We start from the raw sequence: 18,226 nt of genomic DNA on the forward strand, positions 1-18,226 counted from the left end.
AACACCTTAGGACACAAGATAATCCGTCTATGATACCAACGACCCCACCGAACGTGCAGACCGATACTCCGCCCGAGAGTTCGTGGGAGACGTGGCTGCAATCGCCTCCAGGGCAATATATTCTTAAATCGGAGCAAGAGCTCTTTAATCAAGCGGTTGTCGATGTGTTTGGCTATTACGCCTTGCAAATTGGTTTACCGCAAATCAATACCCTCGCAGAAAATCGGATTTCACTGAAACTCATGTTGCTTCCCCATGGGATTGCGAAAGCCGATGGCGATCTGCCCTATCAACCGATTGAAGGGATTCCGGAGGAATTACCATTTGCTGATCAATCCATTGATTTAGTGGTACTGCCCCATGTCTTGGAGTTTGCCCAAGATCCGCACCAGATTCTGCGCGAGGTCGATCGTGTCTTAATGCCCGAGGGCCGCGTTGTGATCTCCGGTTTTAATCCGGCGAGTCTTTGGGGCTTGCGGCAATATGCAGGGCGCTTAATTGGTAAAAACTATTTACCGCGTGAGGGTCAGTTCTTAAGTTTGCTGCGTGTAAAGGATTGGTTGAAATTACTCGACTACTCCCTTGATCGTGGTCACTTTGCATGCTATCGCCTACCGTTGCGCAAAGAGAAAAATATGGTCCGCATGGCCTTCCTCGAAAAAATGGGTAATCGCTGGTGGCCGATCTTTGGTTCGGTCTTTTTAATCTCAGCCATTAAGCGCCATCCGGGCACCCGTTTGGTGGGGCGCGTTCCCAAACAAGCTTTGGCGCTTCCACAACTCAACCCCGCTGCCCAGCAAACTTCCCACAAAGTTACCGAAGAGGTATAAAGAGTCCATGAGCAAACCCCACATCACGATCTATACCGATGGTGCTTGCAAAGGTAATCCCGGCCCTGGTGGCTGGGGAGTGGTGCTGCGATCGGGTGCGCATGAGAAACACTTGCATGGGGGCGCTCATGACACCACCAACAATCGCATGGAAATTAGTGCGGTGATCCACGCACTCAAAGCCCTCAAGCAAGCCAGCGTGGTTGATCTCTATACCGACTCCCAATACGTCCAAAAAGGAGTAAGTGAGTGGCTTGCCGGTTGGAAGGCGCGGGGATGGAGGACAGCAGACAAATCTCCGGTCAAGAATGTCGACCTTTGGCAAGAGCTCGACGCCCTTTTACCTCTCCATGAGATTCAGTGGCACTGGGTGCGCGGCCATAACGGCCACCCTGGAAATGAGCTGGCCGATCAACTCGCCAATCAAGGCGTGGAAGCCTACCTATCCAAGAGCTGAACTGCACCCCGCTTGGGCTTATGAGAGAATGCTTTAACTCTTTAAATAACAAAGCAATTTAGACTAGCGCTGTGACCAAACCTCCATCCTTTTTAGCTCGAGTCAAACAAACCATCATGGATTGGGGTTGCCAACTGGTCACCCGACTCCAGAAAATTGACCTCAAGCAATTTGCGGCGTTTCTGATCAAGCGCAAATGGTGGGTCGTTGCAATTGTAGTTTTGGTTTATGCAGGCAATAAAGCCTACGATCATTTTTTCCCACCCGAAAGTAAACGTGGTGGACCACAGACAGTCACCACCCTGGTCCTCGAAAAACAAGACATCCCCATCATTATTGAATCAACTGGAACCGTTGTGGCAGCCAATATTGTGGATGTCCGTCCGCAGGTGAGCAACGTGGTCAAAGAGATTCATATTAAAGAAGGTCAAGAGGTCAAGAAGGGGCAACTCCTCTTCACCTTAGACGATCGCAATGATCGCGCGAATTACGATAAAGCCAAAGCTGTAGCTGATGATGCACAACGTCAACTACAACGTGCCAAAGAGCTGGTGGCTCAAAACTTTATTTCCAAGGCGGGCTTAGATACGGCCGAAGCCAATGCCAAATCCGCTGCCGCTACTGCACGTGCTGCTGAAGTACAACTCTCCTTTGATTACATTCGCGCACCGATTGATGGGCGTGCGGGCATTATTAATGTATTCCCTGGCTCCTTGGTGGCACCAGGCAATATTGTGACCACAGCCTCCAGCTCCACCGCAACCACCGCCTTGGGTGCGATGGTGACGATCACTCAGCTAGATCCCATCAATGTTCAATTTATTGTGGGCGAGGACAATATCCCGCTGTTGATGCAAACGGATTCTGCCAACTTGAAGGTGTCGGTTACCGTAGGCGATAACCGCACCCAGGTCTACGAGGGTAAGGTCTTAGTGATTGATAATCAAGTCGATCCGGCGATCGGGGCTGTAAGAGTGAAAGCACAAATTGCTAATGACAAACGCACCTTATTACCTGGACAATTTGCTCGGGTCAAACTCGAAGCCAATACCTTAAAGGACGCTATTTTGGTTCCATCCCAAGCGGTGGTGATTAATCCGCGTGGGCGCTTTATCTATGTGGTGGGCGCCGAGGATAAGGTCAGCCTCAAACCCATTAAAGTGAGCTATGAGTATCAGGGCAAAGCGGCGATTACTGGTGTTGAGGTTGGTGAGCGCGTGGTGATCGAAGGTAAACAAAATCTACGCCCTGGCAGCAAAATTCGAGAGAGTAAGCCCGCTACTGCTCCCAAACCTGCTGACGCCCCCAAACCTGAATCCAAACCTGCTGACAAAAAATGACGCTCTCTGAGCTTTGTATCCGACGGCCTGTTATGACCGTCCTGCTCTCAGTAGTGACGGTCATTGCTGGCGCAGTAGCGTACACCCGTATTCCGGTTGCGGCCTTGCCTAGTTTTAATACACCAGTCATTTCTGTATCAGCCTCATTGCCAGGCGCCTCTCCCGAAAATATGGCGTCTTCGGTTGCCCTGCCTCTCGAGAAGGAGTTCTCGACCATTGATGGCATTACGGTGATCAGTTCCACCAATTTCTTGGGAACAACCAATATCACCCTCGAATTTAATAACGATCGCGACATTGACAAAGCTGCAGTTGATGTGCAAGCAGCACTGTTGCGCGCCCAGCGCCGCTTACCGATCGAGATGACCGTACCGCCATCCTATCGCAAGGTTAATCCTGCCGATGCACCGGTCCTCATCATTGGCATGACCTCGCCGTCGATGGATTTATCAGAGCTCAACGATTACGCCGAGAACCTGATTTCTCCAACGCTATCCACGATTGATGGGGTTGCTCAAATTATTGTGTATGGCATTAAGCGCTATGCCATCCGCGTACAAGCGCGACCTGACTCCCTAGCAACCCATAACCTCACGATGGAAGATCTCTCGATCGCCATCAATAAAGCGAACTCAAATACCCCCGTGGGTGTTTTAGAGGGCCCACGGCAGCTACTCACTATTTATGCCAATAAGCAATTAGTGAGTGCTTCAGATTTTGCCAACCTCGTCATTGCCCAAAAAAATGGCTTACCGATCTATCTACGTGATGTAGCCGACGTGGTTGAGAGTTATGAGAATGTTCGCACCCTCTCCACCACCAATGGTGAGCGCTCGATTGCGCTAGCGATTCAGCGCCAGCCCAATGCCAATACGGTCAAGGTAGTGGATGCGGTCAAGGCGATGATCCCACAGTTTGAGAAGCAGCTACCAGCCTCGATCAAACTCACACTGATCAATGATCGCTCTTCCTCAATTCGGGAGGCAATTGCTGACGTCAATTTCACTCTAGCGTTAACTGTGGCTTTGGTGGTGCTGGTGATATTCCTGTTCCTCAAACACCTCTCAGCCACCATCATTCCATCCCTAAGTCTGCCTATTTCTCTGATTGGCGCCTTCTTCTTGCTCTATTTCATGGGCTACAGCTTAGATAACGTATCGCTCTTGGGGATTACCTTGGCGGTGGGCTTAGTGGTTGATGATTCTATTGTGGTCTTAGAGAACATCGTACGCTATGTCGATCAGGGCATGAGTCCGTTAAAAGCCGCTCTCAAAGGCAGTCGCGAGGTTGGGTTCACCATTCTCTCCATTTCACTTTCCTTAGTGGCTGTTTTTATTCCCATCTTCTTCATGGAAGGTCCAATCGGTCTTTTATTCCGTGAGTTTGCGGTGGTCGTCTCCTTGGCGATCGTAGTGTCGGCGGTGGTCTCACTCACCTTGGTACCCATGCTCTGCAGTCGCTACCTACCCAAACCCGGTCAGCATGCCCGCGAATTTGCGATCAATCGTCACTTTGATCGTTGGTTTGAGTGGACGCAAAAGACCTATGTGCATTATTTGGATATTGCCTTACAAAAGCGTAAACAAGTCTTATGGCTAGCAGTGGCTACCTTCGTGATCACAATTGCCATGTTTGTCTATACGCCAAAGGGATTCTTTCCAGAGGAAGATATTGGACAGATCACCGCAACGACCGAGGCGGATCAGGATATTTCCTTTAAGGCCATGCTGGAGTTACAAGACCGCGCTGCGCAGATCGTGGCGAACGATCCGAATGTCGCAAATTTTGTTTCCATATTAGGTGGCGGCCTCAGTGCAGGTAGTAATACGGGTCGCTTTTTTATTGTTCTCAAGCCACGCGATGAACGCGAATCCATGACCAAAGTTCTTGAGGGTCTGCGTGCAAAGTTCAGGGACGTTCCAGGTTTGCAAGTGTTTATGCGTCCCATCCAAAATTTGCAACTCGGTGGACGATCCAGTAAAAGTCGCTATCAATTTACTCTGCAAAGCGTTGGTTTTGAGGGGGTGAATGAGTGGTCAGAGAAATTGCTCGAAAAATTACGAGTTGATCCAATCTTTAGGGACGTCACCTCTGACTCGCAAATGAAAGGTCTTAACGTACAAATTGATATCAATCGTGATAAAGCCGCGCAGGCAGGGGTCACAATCGCGGATATTCGTCAAGCTTTGTATAACGCCTTTGGGCAGCGCCAGGTCTCTACCATTTACACAAGCGTCAATACCTATTACGTTATTTTAGAGACAGCAGAGGATCAACGCCAGTTTGAGACCGATCTCAATAAAGTGTTCTTGCGGGGCCGCGCGACCAATCAATTAATTCCGTTATCGAGTCTCGCAAGTTTCAAACGCACCATTGGCCCGACCGCGGTCAACCATCAAGGGCAGATTCCGGCAGTGACTCTATCATTCAACTTAGCGCCTGATGTCGCTTTGGGTGAGGCGACTGACAAGATTGAAAAGTATGTCAAAGAAATTAACTTACCGCCCTCCATCATTACCAGCTATGGCGGAGATGCCAAAGTCTTTAAAGGCAATCAAACTGGGCAATTTGTTCTGATCATCGCCGCTCTAGCGGTAATCTATATTTTGCTTGGGGTGCTTTATGAGAGCTATATCCACCCCATCACCATTTTGGCTGGCTTACCGTCCGCAGCGATTGGAGCTCTGCTCTCTCTGTGGATGTTTGGGATGGAACTCACCATCATTGCCACGATTGGTATTTTGATGTTGATTGGCATTGTGAAGAAAAATGCCATCCTGATGATTGACTTCGCCCTTGACGCGCAACGTAAACAAAAAATGAGTCCCACCGAGGCTATTCGGACCGCATGTATCTTGCGCTTCCGACCCATCATGATGACCACCCTCGCTGCAATTATGGGCGCCTTGCCGATTGCGCTCGGCCTTGGTGCTGGCGCTGAACTACGCCAACCCCTTGGTATTAGCGTCGTCGGCGGTTTGATCTTGTCACAATTTGTGACCTTATTCATCACCCCTGTCATATATCTGTATCTAGATCGCTATGCTGGGCGCGGACCCCTTGAGATACCCCCAGAAGATCTCCAAGATACCTAAGCGTTTTACAATTGGGTATGCGCCAAATCATTCTGGATACTGAAACTACGGGGCTTAATCCAGCCACCGGTGATCGCATCATCGAGATTGGCTGTATTGAGTTAATCAATCGCCGCCAAACCGGCAAGACCCTTCATCATTACATCAACCCTGAACGCGATATTGCCGAGGGTGCATTTGCAGTACACGGTCTATCGCGAGAGTTTTTATCCGATAAGCCCGTCTTCGGAGTGATTGTTGATGAGCTCACTGAGTTCATTGCTGGGGCTGAGGTAATTATTCATAATGCGCCCTTTGATTTATCGTTTCTCAACAATGAGTACGCCTTACTCAAGCGCCCTAATTTCTCAGAGCTTGCCGCAAAAATTACCGATACCCTAGTGGATGCGCGCCGTATGTTTCCAGGTAAACGCAATTCTCTGGATGCCTTATGTGAACGTTTTGCAGTCAGCAACGAACACCGCACCCTCCATGGCGCCTTACTTGATGCTCAGCTCCTAGCCGAGGTGTACTTAGCTATGACCCGAGGTCAGGATGACCTCACCATTGATTTAATTGATTACAGTGTCGCAGGGAAAGATGGCATATCAAAGGCCCCGCTACCCAGCGATTTGATCTACTTCAAAGCGAGTGACCTCGATTGCGCCGAGCATGAAAAAGTTTTAGAGGCTATCGAGAAAGCCAGTAAAAAGACCCTAATTTGGGGTCTCTAGTTCACTCTAGATCGCCGCAGCGATCGCCTTACCTAAGTCTTGGGTACTCGCTTTGCCCCCAATGTCTGGTGTGAGGGGAGCATGCGCAGGACCAGCAGATAACACTGACTCAATCGCTGCAAACACACGTGCGCCTGCTTCTGGGTAGCCTAAGTGATCCAGCATGAGAGCACCGCTCCAGATTTGACCAATGGGATTGGCAATATTTTTGCCATAAATGTCCGGGGCTGAACCATGCACAGGCTCAAAGAGGGATGGGAACTTCCCTTCTGGATTAATACTGGCCGACGGAGCAACGGCAATCGTACCGGTGCATGCGGGCCCTAAATCAGAGAGGATGTCGCCAAACAAATTAGAGGCAACCACGACATCGAAGCGATCAGGGTTCATTACAAACTGAGCGGTCAAGATATCGATGTGGTACTTGTCCGTTCGCACATCGGCATAGTTTTTAGCCATTGCTTCGACACGCTCATCCCAATATGGCATCGTGATCGCAATCCCATTGGATTTGGTTGCGGAGGTCAAATGTTTTTTGGGGCGACTCTGAGCGAGATCAAAAGCAAACTTCAGAATTCGATCAACGCCATGACGCGAGAATACTGACTCTTGAACCACAATCTCGCGATCGGTATCAGCAAACATCTTGCCGCCAACCGCTGAGTACTCCCCTTCGGTGTTCTCGCGCACCACAAAGAAGTCGATATCACCCGGTTTACGGTTCGCTAGTGGGCATGGTACACCAGGCAATAAACGGACTGGGCGCAGATTGACATACTGATCAAAGCCACGACGGAATTGGATCAAGCTGCCCCATAAGGATAAATGGTCAGGCAAGATATTAGGCATTCCCACAGCCCCAAAGAAGATGGCGTCGTACTTCATGAGGGTATCAAACCAGTTATCCGGCATCATCTTGCCATGCTGTTGGTAGTAATCGCAGCTAGCGAAATCAAAATGATCAAACTGAAACTGAATACCAAACTTTTTGGCAGCCGCTTCTAAAGCACGCACGCCCTCCGGCATCACCTCTTTACCGATTCCATCACCTGGAATCACGGCAATTTTAGGATTGGTTATTTTCTTTCTTGTGTTCATGAATCATGTCTCATTGATTAAAAAAATGATTTTACTAGCTGATGGCTCGGCGGATTTCGCGCTCTGCCTGGCGCTCTTTTTCCTTGGCTTCCTCATCGATATCGACCGACGGAATTGATAATGCGAGCTCTTCCATGCGAAGGTTATCTTTGGGGCAAATGGGTGCACCATAACTGGCCCAGCGCTTTAAGAGCGTCACCTCATAGCCACATTGTGGGCACTTGGCCTTATTGCGACTGAGATTACTGGCTCGTGGCGGGGGAAACACAATCGCTTGATGAGGATAAGGGCCTAACTTTTGACTAATGGTCATGAGGCGCACTTGCAAGGCCTCCGATGCATGCGCCATGCGTGCAGGCCCTTCAAGACCAACGGCTTGGCAAATTCCCTTGAAATCCTCACCGTGACCGCTATGGCAATCATCCACTGCATGGCATAGCTCATGCAAAAGCGTATCGAGAAGCGTAACGGGGTCATCTAACTTCGGAGAAATAAAGATCTCATTAACACCACCGCCCGAGCGCTCGCGCGGCCAGCATTGGCCTAAGGTGGTTCGTGGGCTGCTCGATGCTGGAAAACCACACGAAACCCGCACTGGCGGAATCGCATAGCCAGCCTTAGCAAAAATAGGCTCTAGATAACGAACGCCGTCTTGCAACCAGGCTTCACGAGTGCTGTGAGAGGAATTACTTTGACTCATACAATAAGTGGGGGATGAAAAGGTAAATGGGGTATTCTAAAAGGGTCAATCAACGAAACCACGAGCATAAACGCATTTAAGCCCAAACGATGACATCCTTTAAAAATCTAGCTAACCTCAGCGCCACTCAAGCCGCAAAAGCACTCGCCCAACGCGAAATCAAGGCTGAGGATCTCCTCAATGATTGCTTAAATCAAATTGGGATACGTGAGCCTGAGGTGCATGCGTGGGTAAGTTTTGCCAAGATACATGCCCAAACCCAAGCCCGTGAACTGGATCGTGGACCGATTCAAGGGATATTGCACGGCCTCCCTATTGGCGTGAAGGATCTATTTGATACACACGATCTACCCACCAATTACGGCTCGCCCATCTATGGCAATAATCATCCGGTCTGCGATGCAGTTTCGGTATCGCTGATGCGTGAGGCTGGCGCAATTGTTCTGGGTAAAACAGTCACCACCGAGTTTGCCAGCTTCAAACCAGGCCCCACCCGCAATCCACGTAATCTTGATCACACTCCCGGTGGATCTTCGAGCGGCTCTGCTGCAGCGGTTGCGGATTGTATGGTCCCTCTTGCGACAGGGAGCCAAACGGCCGCCTCGATTATTCGGCCAGCGAGTTACTGTGGTGTAGTTGGCTATAAACCCAGCTACGGCAAGATTAGTATTGGTGGGGTCAAGAGCCTATCGGTATCCCTCGATACGCTTGGTGTTTTTGGCCGCATCGTATCGGATGTGGCTTTAGGCGTTGCTGCGATGTCGGCTGATCATGATCTGATGAACATTGCTCCCTTAGAGTCCAAGATCCGCGTTGGGATTTGCAAGACCGATGATTTTGCTCATGCTCAGGCTGAAACTGCTGCCGCCCTCTCACTCGCTGGTTTTGCAGCGAAGGGGTTTGCCAAAGGCGGTGTTGGAGAAATTACCCTACCGATGGATTGCACCAAGCTGAGTGAGACCCAAACCACGATCATGCTTTTTGAGATGGCCAAAAGTTTTACCTTTGAAAAGCTCAATCATTTTGATCAAATTAGCCCAACCCTCAAAGCGATTATTGAGCGCGGCGATGCGATTGCGTATGACCAATACCATGACGCACTCCTCAAGGCTAAATTAGCCCGAGCTGCCATCAAGCAACTCTTTGAGGATCAGGTTGATATTTTGATTGCACCAAGCGCACCCGGTGAGGCCCCAAAGACCTTGGAGCAAACCGGCGATCCCATTTTTAGTCGCGGCTGGACCCTACTTGGTTTGCCGTGCATAAATCTGACAGTTACTGCCGGACCTAATGGTCTACCAGTTGGAGTCACGCTGGTTGCGGGACCCGGGCAAGATCGCCTATTGCTCAGCGCTGCAAGCGCTCTCGCCCAACAACTCTCGGATCCATTTGCAATTAATCAATCTTGATGTTTGCTGCTTTAATCGCTTTTTGCGTTAACGCAATTTCTCTTTTTAGCAAGGCATCGGTTGCCTGTGGATTTAAATAACGTAGCTCAATTCCTGCGGCATCTGCCCGTTGTTTAGCTTCTGGCAGTTCTAAGGCTTTTTTTACATCCTGCGTTAATTTGCTCACAATCGGCGTTGGGGTTCCTGCGGGAGCATATAGCGCAACCCATGACTCCAGCTCAAATCCTGGCAATCCTGCCTCAGCAACCGTTGGCACATTGGGCATCATTGGGTGCCGGGCTTTACCAGTAACTGCTAGCGCCTTTAACCTACCGCCTTGAATGTGGCCCATGACCGAGGGCGGGGTCGTGATAAAGACTTGCACTTGTCCAGCCAATACATCCTGAATCGCTTGCCCAGACCCTTTATAGGGAATGTGAGTTAATTTGATATCCGTTGCTTGCTCAAAAATCTCAGTTCCAATGTGCGAGACCGAGCCATTTCCTTGAGAGGCGTAGTTCAACTTCCCTGGGTTTGCTTTGGCATACGCAATAAATTCTTTTAGGTTGTTCACAGGAACCGAGGGATGAATCGCAATGACGTTCATAGCGACCGTTAATAAAGCAATTGGCGTAAAGTCTTTAAAGGGATCCCAATTTAACTTATCCATGAGAAGAGGATTGGCTGCGTGGTACCCGGAGTAAGAGGCTAGCAAGGTGTAGCCGTCCGGTTTGCTGCGGGCAACGTATTGATAGGCAATATTGCCACTCGCTCCCTGGCGATTATCAATCACAATCGATTGGCCAATCACACGTGCTAATGGCTCACTCAATAAACGTGCTGATGCATCAACCAAACCACCCGGAGGAACTGGGACGACGATCGTGATCGCTCGATCCGGAAAATTTTGAGCAATCGCTTTATAGGGTGCAACAAAACCCAGAACAATACCTAATATGGTAACGACGAGCGTCTTAAGTACTCTTTTTGTGGTCATCGCAGTCTCCTCTTGTAGTTATGATGAATTTCATTCTAACGCTGCCCCATCTTTGCTTCCACGAAGACGCTTTGCGCTTCCCTCGGTAAGCAGCGCCAGTATTGTGGACTGGCACTCACTTGCCCTCCTAAGGCGGCTGCTGCCTCCCACGCCCAACGGGGCTTGTATAAGAATGCGCGAGCCAGTGCAATTAAATCAGCCTCTTGGTTTTCGAGGATGGTCTCAGCTTGCTTTGGATCGGTAATGAGACCAACGGTCATGGTTGGCATCCCAGTTGCTGCTTTAATCGCTTTCGCAAATGGCACTTGATAGTTTGGGCCTAACTTAATTTGCTGCTTCGGAGAAATTCCTCCCGAAGAGACATGGATGTAATCGCAGCCCAATGCGCTCAGTTGTTTTGTGAGCTCGATGGATTCATCAAGCGACCAGCCACCCTCGATCCAATCACTGGCCGAGAGACGCGCGCCCAACACACCCTGCCACTGAGCGCGGACTGCTGCAAATAATTCCAAGACAAAACGCATCCGGTTCTCAAGTGATCCACCGTATTGGTCTTGGCGCTGATTGGCAATCGGCGATAGAAATTGATGAAGTAGATATCCGTGAGCAGCATGAAGTTCGATTCCATCGATACCAATTTCTTCTGCGCGCTTGGCGGCAATCGCAAACTCATGAATGATCTGCTCAATCTCCTCCACCTTCAAGGCATGCGGTGGTCGCTCACCCTCCAATTGCGGAATATCGGAAGGCCCTTGGGTTTCCCAGCCACCTTGAGTGATTGGTAATAGCTGACCGCCCTGCCATGGGGCTGCACTCGATGCTTTGCGGCCAGCATGGGCCAGTTGGATGAACACTGGGGTCTTGGGTGCCAATTGTTTGGCGCGCTCTAAGGTGCTGTGTAGCGCGCTTTGAGTTGCTTGATCCCATAGCCCCAAGCAATAGGGAGTGATTCTGCCCTCAGGGCTCACTGCAGTAGCCTCGATGATAAAAAGTCCGGCGCCACTATTAAGTAAATTACCCCAATGCATCAGATGCCAATCGGTCGCCTGACCCTCCTGCGCAGAGTATTGACACATCGGCGCTACCACCACCCGATTAGCTAATGTAAGAGATCCTTTGGGGGCTGAAAGTGAATAAGGAGAAAAGAGGAGGCTCATGGGCGGTGTGTTGGATTAGGGTGTGGAAGTGACCCGCTTACGGGTTTATCTGAAACGATTAAAATGATACCAATAGCTTTGATAACCAATGCGTTGGTAAGCCATTCGATTACCACCCACCCACTTTCAAGAGACACCCATACCATGAATGCTCCCCAAGCCTTTGAAATTAAAGAAGATATTGCTCATTACATTGGTGGCCAAATGGTCTTGCCCCAAGGTAGCCGCTTTGCCGATGTCTATAACCCTGCCAAGGGGAGCATCTCGCGCCGCGTGGCATTGGCCAGCAAAGCCGATGTCAATCAAGCGGTGGCTTCTGCACAAGCCGCCTTCCCAGCCTGGGCAAACACCTCCCCACTGCGGCGCGCGCGCATCTTGTTTAAATACTTAGAGCTCTTAAATCGTCATCGCGATGAACTGGCTGCCATCATTACCGCTGAGCACGGCAAAGTGTTCACCGATGCCCAAGGGGAAGTCACCCGTGGAATTGAGATTCTGGAATTTGCTACTGCCATTCCTGAACTCCTCAAGGGCGATTACACCGAACAGGTCTCAACCGATATTGATAACTGGGTGATGCGCCAACCCTTAGGTGTGGTCGCAGGCATTACGCCCTTTAATTTTCCGGTGATGGTACCAATGTGGATGTTCCCCGTTGCGATTGCCTGCGGCAACACCTTCATCCTCAAGCCGAGTCCAACTGACCCATCGGCTTCTTTACTCTTAGCACGCCTCCTAAAAGAAGCGGGTCTCCCCGATGGCGTATTTAATGTGGTGCAAGGCGATAAAGAGGCAGTTGATGCTCTCTTAGAAAATCCCGATGTCCGTGCAGTGAGTTTTGTAGGCTCCACACCAATCGCTAATTACATTTACGAGCGTGGTGCCCACTTTGGTAAACGCGTTCAGGCCCTCGGTGGCGCCAAGAACCACATGGTAGTGATGCCCGATGCCGATATTGATAAAGCGGTGGATGCCTTAGTTGGCGCGGCATACGGATCCGCGGGTGAGCGTTGCATGGCCATCTCGGTTGCCGTACTCGTTGGCGATGCGGCTGAGAAAGTCATGCCTAAACTCATTGAGCGCACCAAGACCCTCAAAGTAAAAAATGGCCTAGAGCTCGATGCTGAAATGGGTCCGATTGTGACCAAGGCTGCGCTCGAGCGCATTTCTGGCTATATCGATAAGGGCGTCAGTGGTGGCGCCAAGCTATTGGTTGATGGTCGTGGGCTCAAAGTGCCTGGCTATGAGAATGGATTCTGGCTCGGGGGCACACTCTTTGATCAGGTCACCCCAGAGATGACCATCTACAAAGAAGAAATCTTTGGGCCAGTCTTGTCGTGTGTACGGGTTGCCAACTTTAGTGAAGCGCTTGAGCTGGTTAATGCCCATGAATATGGCAACGGCGTAGCCTGCTTTACCAGCGATGGCAATATCGCCCGTGAATTTGCACGGCGCGTTCTGGTTGGCATGGTGGGGATTAATGTGCCCATTCCAGTACCAATGGCTTGGCATGGTTTTGGTGGCTGGAAGCGTTCTCTATTCGGCGACACCCATGCGTATGGCAAAGAAGGTGTGCGTTTTTACACCAAGCAAAAGAGTGTGATGCAACGCTGGCCAGAGAGTATCTCCAAGGGGGCAGAGTTTGTGATGCCCACCTCCAAATAAAACGAGTCGTTTACTTCTTGCGTGAGATGAACATCACTGGAACTTTCAGGTTCCAGTAGATCGCAGCCGAGCGAAACGCAAAGATCAGTACGATGCAGGCAATCGATCCGACCATCGCATGCTCAGGAAAGTAGTTCAAGAGCAAGACATAAAGCATGCAACCGAGTGATACGGGGATCGCATAGAGCTCATAGGACATCAATAAGGTTTTGCGTCCTGCTAATACATCGCGAATGAGTCCCCCACCAATGGCGGTGACCACGCCTAGAATGATCGCTGCTGCCGATCCAACAAAGTCATAATGCCAAGCCTTATCGGCGCCTTGGATACCAAACAGAGCCGCTCCTAAGCCGTCGATGTAAAGAATGGCCTTGTACAGTTGAGGCTGAGATAAAGTGGATTCTGCGTAGAAGGTAATGATGCTGGCAATCGCTGCCACCAGAATATAGATGGGGGCATCTGCCCAAAACACGGGCACTCCCAGAATCACATCCCGAATCGTGCCGCCACCAATCGCAGTGATGATGCCAAGCACCAAAACGCCAAAGAGATCCACGCCTCGATCAGAGATTGCTAAAACGCCGGTAACCGCAAAGGCTGCGGAAGCAATAATGCCTACCCAAAAACCTAGCTCTTCCATGGAGCCCTTTTAATCGATTGTGAAGAAGGAGTAATTATTGCAAAGTATTTTTGAGGACCGGCATTTCAGGGAGTGCAAGGACATCAATTCCCTCTTCGCGTAATGCCATCACCTCATCGGCACTGGTCTGCCCCCGGATGCTGCGCTCGGGCGACTCTTTGTAATGAATCTTCCTGGCCTCCTCGGCAAAGGCTGCACCAACATCCTCCGATTTACCAACCAACTCCCGCATCGCTTTCATGAAGGTTGCTTGGATCTGACGCTCAAGCTGTCCATGATCCGCATTGGATAAAGCAATGCTTTGACTTGGTTCAACGGCCGACGGTTCTTCAGAACTTACCCTACCGCCAATACGAGGGGCCGATGGTAAGCGACTAACATGTGCACTATCACAGACCGGGCAGCACAATTTGCCACTGACTTGTTGCGATAAAAAGTCATGCTCGGAGGCAAACCACCCCTCAAAATGATGCTCGAGATCGCAGGCTAAGTTATAGACTTTCATGAAGAACAGATGGGGATGAAGGTTGGATATTCAATAGCAACATGACATATTTGTCGATATTGCCATTTTAAGCCCTTAACGCAGTCGCCGTTGGCGATCGAGCCAGTACAGCGAGATGATGGTCTTCACATCCGTAATCGTGCCGTTCTCTACCCACTCGATCAACTCCTCAAGGGGCGCAGCAAAAACATCTAAAAACTCTTCGGCATCAAGACGCGCTGGGCCGGCGGTTAAACCCTCTGCCAGGTAAATATCGATGAACTCGGTGGAATATGAAATCACTGGATGAATCCGCCGAATCTTGCTCCATCGTTTTGCGACGTAGCCAGTTTCCTCTTGCAACTCCCGTTGTGCACAGAGTAAGGGGTCCTCCCCTAAGTTAAGCTTACCCGCCGGAATCTCAATCACGGCTTGCTCAATGGGATAGCGGTATTGACGCTCTACCACGACTCGTCCGTCCTTCAAGATTGGCAAAATAGCAACCGCGCCCGGATGCTCGAGATACTCCCGCAGGGCTTGCTGCCCGTCTGGTAGCAACACCGTATCGCGCTTCATCTTTAAAAAGATGCCAGTGTAAACATCCTCACCCGATACGCGCTTCTCGACTAAATGATCATCGGTATCCGCGAGATCTTGAAACGATTTCTCGCTCATACCAACACCATTAAGAACCGATGAGGGTATTGCGCATGATATTGAGGCAAAGGGCCATAAGGCCTGCCGGGAATACGCCTAACAGGAGAACCATTAAGCCATTGAGACCCAATACCCCTTTTACAATCCCTGAACCAGTTACCGAATGCTCATGGCTTGGTTCATCAAAATACATGACCTTCACTACGCGCAGGTAATAAAAAGCACCAATCAGCGATGCGATCACCGCAATCACAGCCAGTGCAATGTAATCAGCATCAACCAATGCTTCCAAAACAGAGAGTTTGGCTGCAAAGCCCAAGGTGGGAGGTACTCCAGCTAGGGAGAACATCATAATGAGGCCAATAAAGGCATACCATGGGTGCTTGCGATTGAGACCCTTCAAACCTTCCAGGGTGTCGCAATCGTAGCCCTTGCGCGATAAAACCATCAACAAGCCGAAAGTGCCTAAGGTGGTGATCACATAGGCAATCACGTAGAACATCGAGGCACTAAAGGCGTGATCATCAAAAATCGAGAGCATGCCAAGCAGCACAAAGCCCATCTGCGCAATCGCTGAGTACGCCAACATCCGCTTGATATTGGTTTGAGCGATCGCCGTAATATTACCGATCACCAACGATAGAACCGCAAGAATCATCAACATCGGCTGCCAATCAGAGATCAACGGTAATAAGGTATTGATCAGCAGGCGGAACAGGAGGGCAAAGGCAGCGAGCTTTGGAGCCGCCGCAATTAACAAGGTGACTGCGGTCGGAGCACCCTGATAAACATCGGGTACCCACATATGAAATGGCACTACACCAAACTTAAAGGCGACGCCAGCCACAATAAAGACCAGGCCAAACGCCATGATGAGATGATTAATGCGGGGATCAAGGAGTGAACGTAAGATCTCCAAGAGATCCAGTGATCCGGTCACACCGTAGATCATTGACATGCCATAGAGCAAGAATCCGGATGCCAAGGCGCCTAATACAAAGTACTTAATCGCCGCCTCGGAGGATAGGCCACTGGAATGACGCATCGCTACCAAACCATAGGTTGATAGAGCCATCAGCTCAAGACCCAGATACAAAGTAATGAGGTTTGATGCGGAGATCAAAACCAATTGCCCTAATAAGGCAAATAAGGTGAGGACCAAGAAATCGGGTCGGAAGAGCCCTCGATCAATTAAATACTGCTTGGAGTAAATCAGGCTAATCAGTAGCGCAAAGCAGCACCCTGCTTTGAGTAGATTGGCGATTGGATCGGACTGGAACAGACCGGCCATGGCAAAGTACGGCAGATCAATCATTCTGCTTAAAAACGCAATGCCCAAGCCAATTAAGAGTAAGCAGGAACAGAAATACACAAAGGATGCTGCCCGTGGCGTATGAAATACATCACTGGCGATATGATCCCTCTTCTCTTTAATAAAGGCACTGGTCAACAATAAATCACTGGCGACAAAGGCCAAAATCAGTTCAGGAGCAATCGCAATGAGGTCAAAAGTATCCATTCAGTAACCTTACTCAGAGTTTGCTAATCGCGACATGTTCGAGCAATTGCATCACTGCCGGATGAATAATGTCGGTAAAGGGTTTGGGATACACGCCCATGCCAATCACGCAGAGCGATAGAACAATAAACATAAAAAACTCGCGGCCGTTGAGGTCTTCAAGCTTCTCGACCTCTGGATTAGTGATCGCACCAAAGATCACGCGCTTAACCATCCATAGGGAGTAAGCAGCGCCAAGGATTAATGCGGTCGCTGACAGCAGACCAATCATGAAGTCGTAATCAACGGCGGCCAGGATCACCATAAACTCCCCCACAAAACCCGAGGTTGCTGGCAAACCGCAATTGGCCATCGCCATGAGGACCATAAATGCCGAGAACTTTGGCATCCGATGCACCACACCACCGTAATCGGCGATCTGACGAGTGTGCATACGGTCGTATAAAACGCCAATGGCTAAGAACATCGCGCCCGATACAAATCCGTGCGAGATCATTTGAATAATGCCGCCCTCAATACCGAGAGGACTGAAGATAAAAAACCCTAGGGTCACAAAACCCATGTGCGCAATTGAGGAGTACGCCACCAACTTCTTCATATCTTGCTGAACCAGTGCCACCAAACCAACGTAGATCACCGCCACTAGGGATAAGAAAATAATGATCGGTCCTAAAAGGATGCTGGCATCTGGCGCAATCGGCAACGAGAACCGCAAGAATCCATAAGCACCGAGCTTCAACATAATGGCCGCCAGCACCACCGAGCCACCGGTCGGTGCCTCAACGTGAACATCGGGCAACCAAGTATGCAGAGGCCACATCGGTACCTTCACGGCAAAGGCTATGAAGAAAGCAATAAAGATCAGTACCTGTTCCACAATATCCAACTTTGCTCGGTGCCAGGTGAGCAAGTCAAAGGTATTGGTTAGGTTGTAGAGATACAAAATGGCGACCAGTGCCAATAATGATCCCAACAGGGTATAGAGGAAGAACTTAAATGCGGCATAGATGCGGTTTTGTCCACCCCATACTCCGATGATGATGTACATCGGAATAAGTGTTGCCTCAAAGAAGATGTAAAACAGCAGGCCGTCAAGCGCCGAGAACACCCCAATCATGAGGCCCGACAAAATCATGAAGGCGGCATAGTATTGCGAGGCCTTCTCGGTAATCACCTCCCAAGCAGCGATCACCACAAAGATGTTGATAAAGGCGGTCAAGACCACAAACCATACCGAGATACCATCCACACCCAAGTGATAGTTAATGTCGTAGCGTGGAATCCAACTATTCTTTTCCACAAACTGCATGCCAGCATTGGCAATGTCAAAGTTAGCGATTAGGGGTAAGGTGGCAATAAAGCCCAAAATAGCCCCAAACAAGGCCAAATACTTCACGCCGGCAGATGGACGCTCAGAGCCATAGACCAAAATCATCAGGCCAAAAACAATCGGAATCCAAATCGCGTAAGAAAGAATCATGACCAG

Annotated in this window: 16 protein-coding genes; 7 read left to right on the top strand and 9 right to left on the bottom strand. The window is 49.9% G+C overall.

Annotation, left to right across the window (positions count from 1 at the left end; translation table 11 throughout):
* Positions 1-29 precede the first annotated feature (29 nt).
* The 5 genes from QUE61_RS06360 (at position 30) to dnaQ (ending at position 6,435) form a co-directional block, all read left to right on the top strand.
* A complete protein-coding gene (locus QUE61_RS06360) occupies positions 30-830 on the top strand; it encodes a class I SAM-dependent methyltransferase (protein ID WP_286306425.1) in 801 nt (266 codons plus the stop codon).
* Positions 831-837: 7 nt separating this feature from the next.
* Positions 838-1,287, top strand: a complete 450-nt coding sequence (gene rnhA / locus QUE61_RS06365; RefSeq protein WP_286306426.1) for a ribonuclease HI — start codon at positions 838-840, stop codon at positions 1,285-1,287.
* A gap of 71 nt (positions 1,288-1,358) precedes the next feature.
* Positions 1,359-2,627 (top strand): efflux RND transporter periplasmic adaptor subunit, encoded by a 1,269-nt coding sequence (locus QUE61_RS06370; protein ID WP_286306427.1) that lies wholly within the window; start codon positions 1,359-1,361, stop codon positions 2,625-2,627.
* Positions 2,624-5,722, top strand: coding sequence for an efflux RND transporter permease subunit (locus tag QUE61_RS06375; RefSeq protein ID WP_286306428.1), 3,099 nt, complete (start codon positions 2,624-2,626; stop codon positions 5,720-5,722). Before QUE61_RS06370 ends, QUE61_RS06375 begins: the two co-directional genes overlap by 4 nt.
* A 17-nt stretch (positions 5,723-5,739) precedes the next feature.
* Positions 5,740-6,435, top strand: coding sequence for a DNA polymerase III subunit epsilon (gene dnaQ, locus QUE61_RS06380; RefSeq protein ID WP_286306429.1), 696 nt, complete (start codon positions 5,740-5,742; stop codon positions 6,433-6,435).
* 6 nt (positions 6,436-6,441) lie between these two features.
* On the opposite strand, the gene QUE61_RS06385 is transcribed toward dnaQ, so the two are convergent.
* The gene (locus tag QUE61_RS06385) at positions 6,442-7,515 is read right to left on the bottom strand and encodes a tartrate dehydrogenase (protein WP_286308316.1); all 1,074 of its coding nucleotides are present in this window, start codon (positions 7,513-7,515) and stop codon (positions 6,442-6,444) included.
* Between the two features lie 52 nt (positions 7,516-7,567).
* Positions 7,568-8,233: a SprT-like domain-containing protein gene (locus tag QUE61_RS06390; protein ID WP_286306430.1), complete on the bottom strand. Its 666-nt coding sequence runs from the start codon at positions 8,231-8,233 to the stop codon at positions 7,568-7,570.
* A gap of 89 nt (positions 8,234-8,322) precedes the next feature.
* Here QUE61_RS06390 and QUE61_RS06395 point away from each other — a divergent pair, with 89 nt between their 5' ends.
* Positions 8,323-9,642, top strand: a complete 1,320-nt coding sequence (locus tag QUE61_RS06395) for an amidase (RefSeq protein WP_286306431.1) — start codon at positions 8,323-8,325, stop codon at positions 9,640-9,642.
* Here the strand turns inward: QUE61_RS06395 and QUE61_RS06400 are convergent.
* Positions 9,629-10,618, bottom strand: a complete 990-nt coding sequence (locus QUE61_RS06400) for a Bug family tripartite tricarboxylate transporter substrate binding protein (RefSeq protein WP_286306432.1) — start codon at positions 10,616-10,618, stop codon at positions 9,629-9,631. The genes QUE61_RS06395 and QUE61_RS06400 overlap by 14 nt on opposite strands.
* Positions 10,619-10,653: 35 nt before the next feature.
* The gene (locus QUE61_RS06405) at positions 10,654-11,775 is read right to left on the bottom strand and encodes an NADH:flavin oxidoreductase/NADH oxidase (protein WP_286306433.1); all 1,122 of its coding nucleotides are present in this window, start codon (positions 11,773-11,775) and stop codon (positions 10,654-10,656) included.
* 144 nt (positions 11,776-11,919) lie between these two features.
* Here QUE61_RS06405 and QUE61_RS06410 point away from each other — a divergent pair, with 144 nt between their 5' ends.
* Positions 11,920-13,440, top strand: a complete 1,521-nt coding sequence (locus tag QUE61_RS06410; protein WP_286306434.1) for a CoA-acylating methylmalonate-semialdehyde dehydrogenase — start codon at positions 11,920-11,922, stop codon at positions 13,438-13,440.
* A gap of 10 nt (positions 13,441-13,450) precedes the next feature.
* Here the strand turns inward: QUE61_RS06410 and QUE61_RS06415 are convergent, their stop codons facing one another.
* The 5 genes from QUE61_RS06415 to QUE61_RS06435 form a co-directional block, all read right to left on the bottom strand.
* A complete protein-coding gene (locus QUE61_RS06415) occupies positions 13,451-14,080 on the bottom strand; it encodes a trimeric intracellular cation channel family protein (protein WP_286306436.1) in 630 nt (209 codons plus the stop codon).
* Between the two features lie 34 nt (positions 14,081-14,114).
* Complete coding sequence (locus tag QUE61_RS06420; RefSeq protein ID WP_286306437.1) at positions 14,115-14,585, bottom strand: DUF1178 family protein; 471 nt, start codon at positions 14,583-14,585, stop codon at positions 14,115-14,117.
* A gap of 75 nt (positions 14,586-14,660) precedes the next feature.
* On the bottom strand, positions 14,661-15,239 hold the full coding sequence (locus QUE61_RS06425; protein WP_286306438.1) for an NUDIX domain-containing protein: 579 nt from the start codon (positions 15,237-15,239) through the stop codon (positions 14,661-14,663).
* A gap of 10 nt (positions 15,240-15,249) precedes the next feature.
* A complete protein-coding gene (nuoN, locus tag QUE61_RS06430) occupies positions 15,250-16,740 on the bottom strand; it encodes an NADH-quinone oxidoreductase subunit NuoN (RefSeq protein WP_286306439.1) in 1,491 nt (496 codons plus the stop codon).
* 13 nt (positions 16,741-16,753) lie between these two features.
* Positions 16,754-18,220 carry an NADH-quinone oxidoreductase subunit M gene (locus tag QUE61_RS06435; RefSeq protein WP_286306440.1) on the bottom strand — a complete coding sequence of 489 codons (1,467 nt, stop codon included), beginning with the start codon at positions 18,218-18,220 and terminating at the stop codon, positions 16,754-16,756.
* Positions 18,221-18,226 lie beyond the last annotated feature (6 nt).

Origin of the sequence: Polynucleobacter sp. HIN5, assembly GCF_030297555.1 — a bacterium.
Classification (GTDB): Bacteria; Pseudomonadota; Gammaproteobacteria; order Burkholderiales; family Burkholderiaceae; genus Polynucleobacter.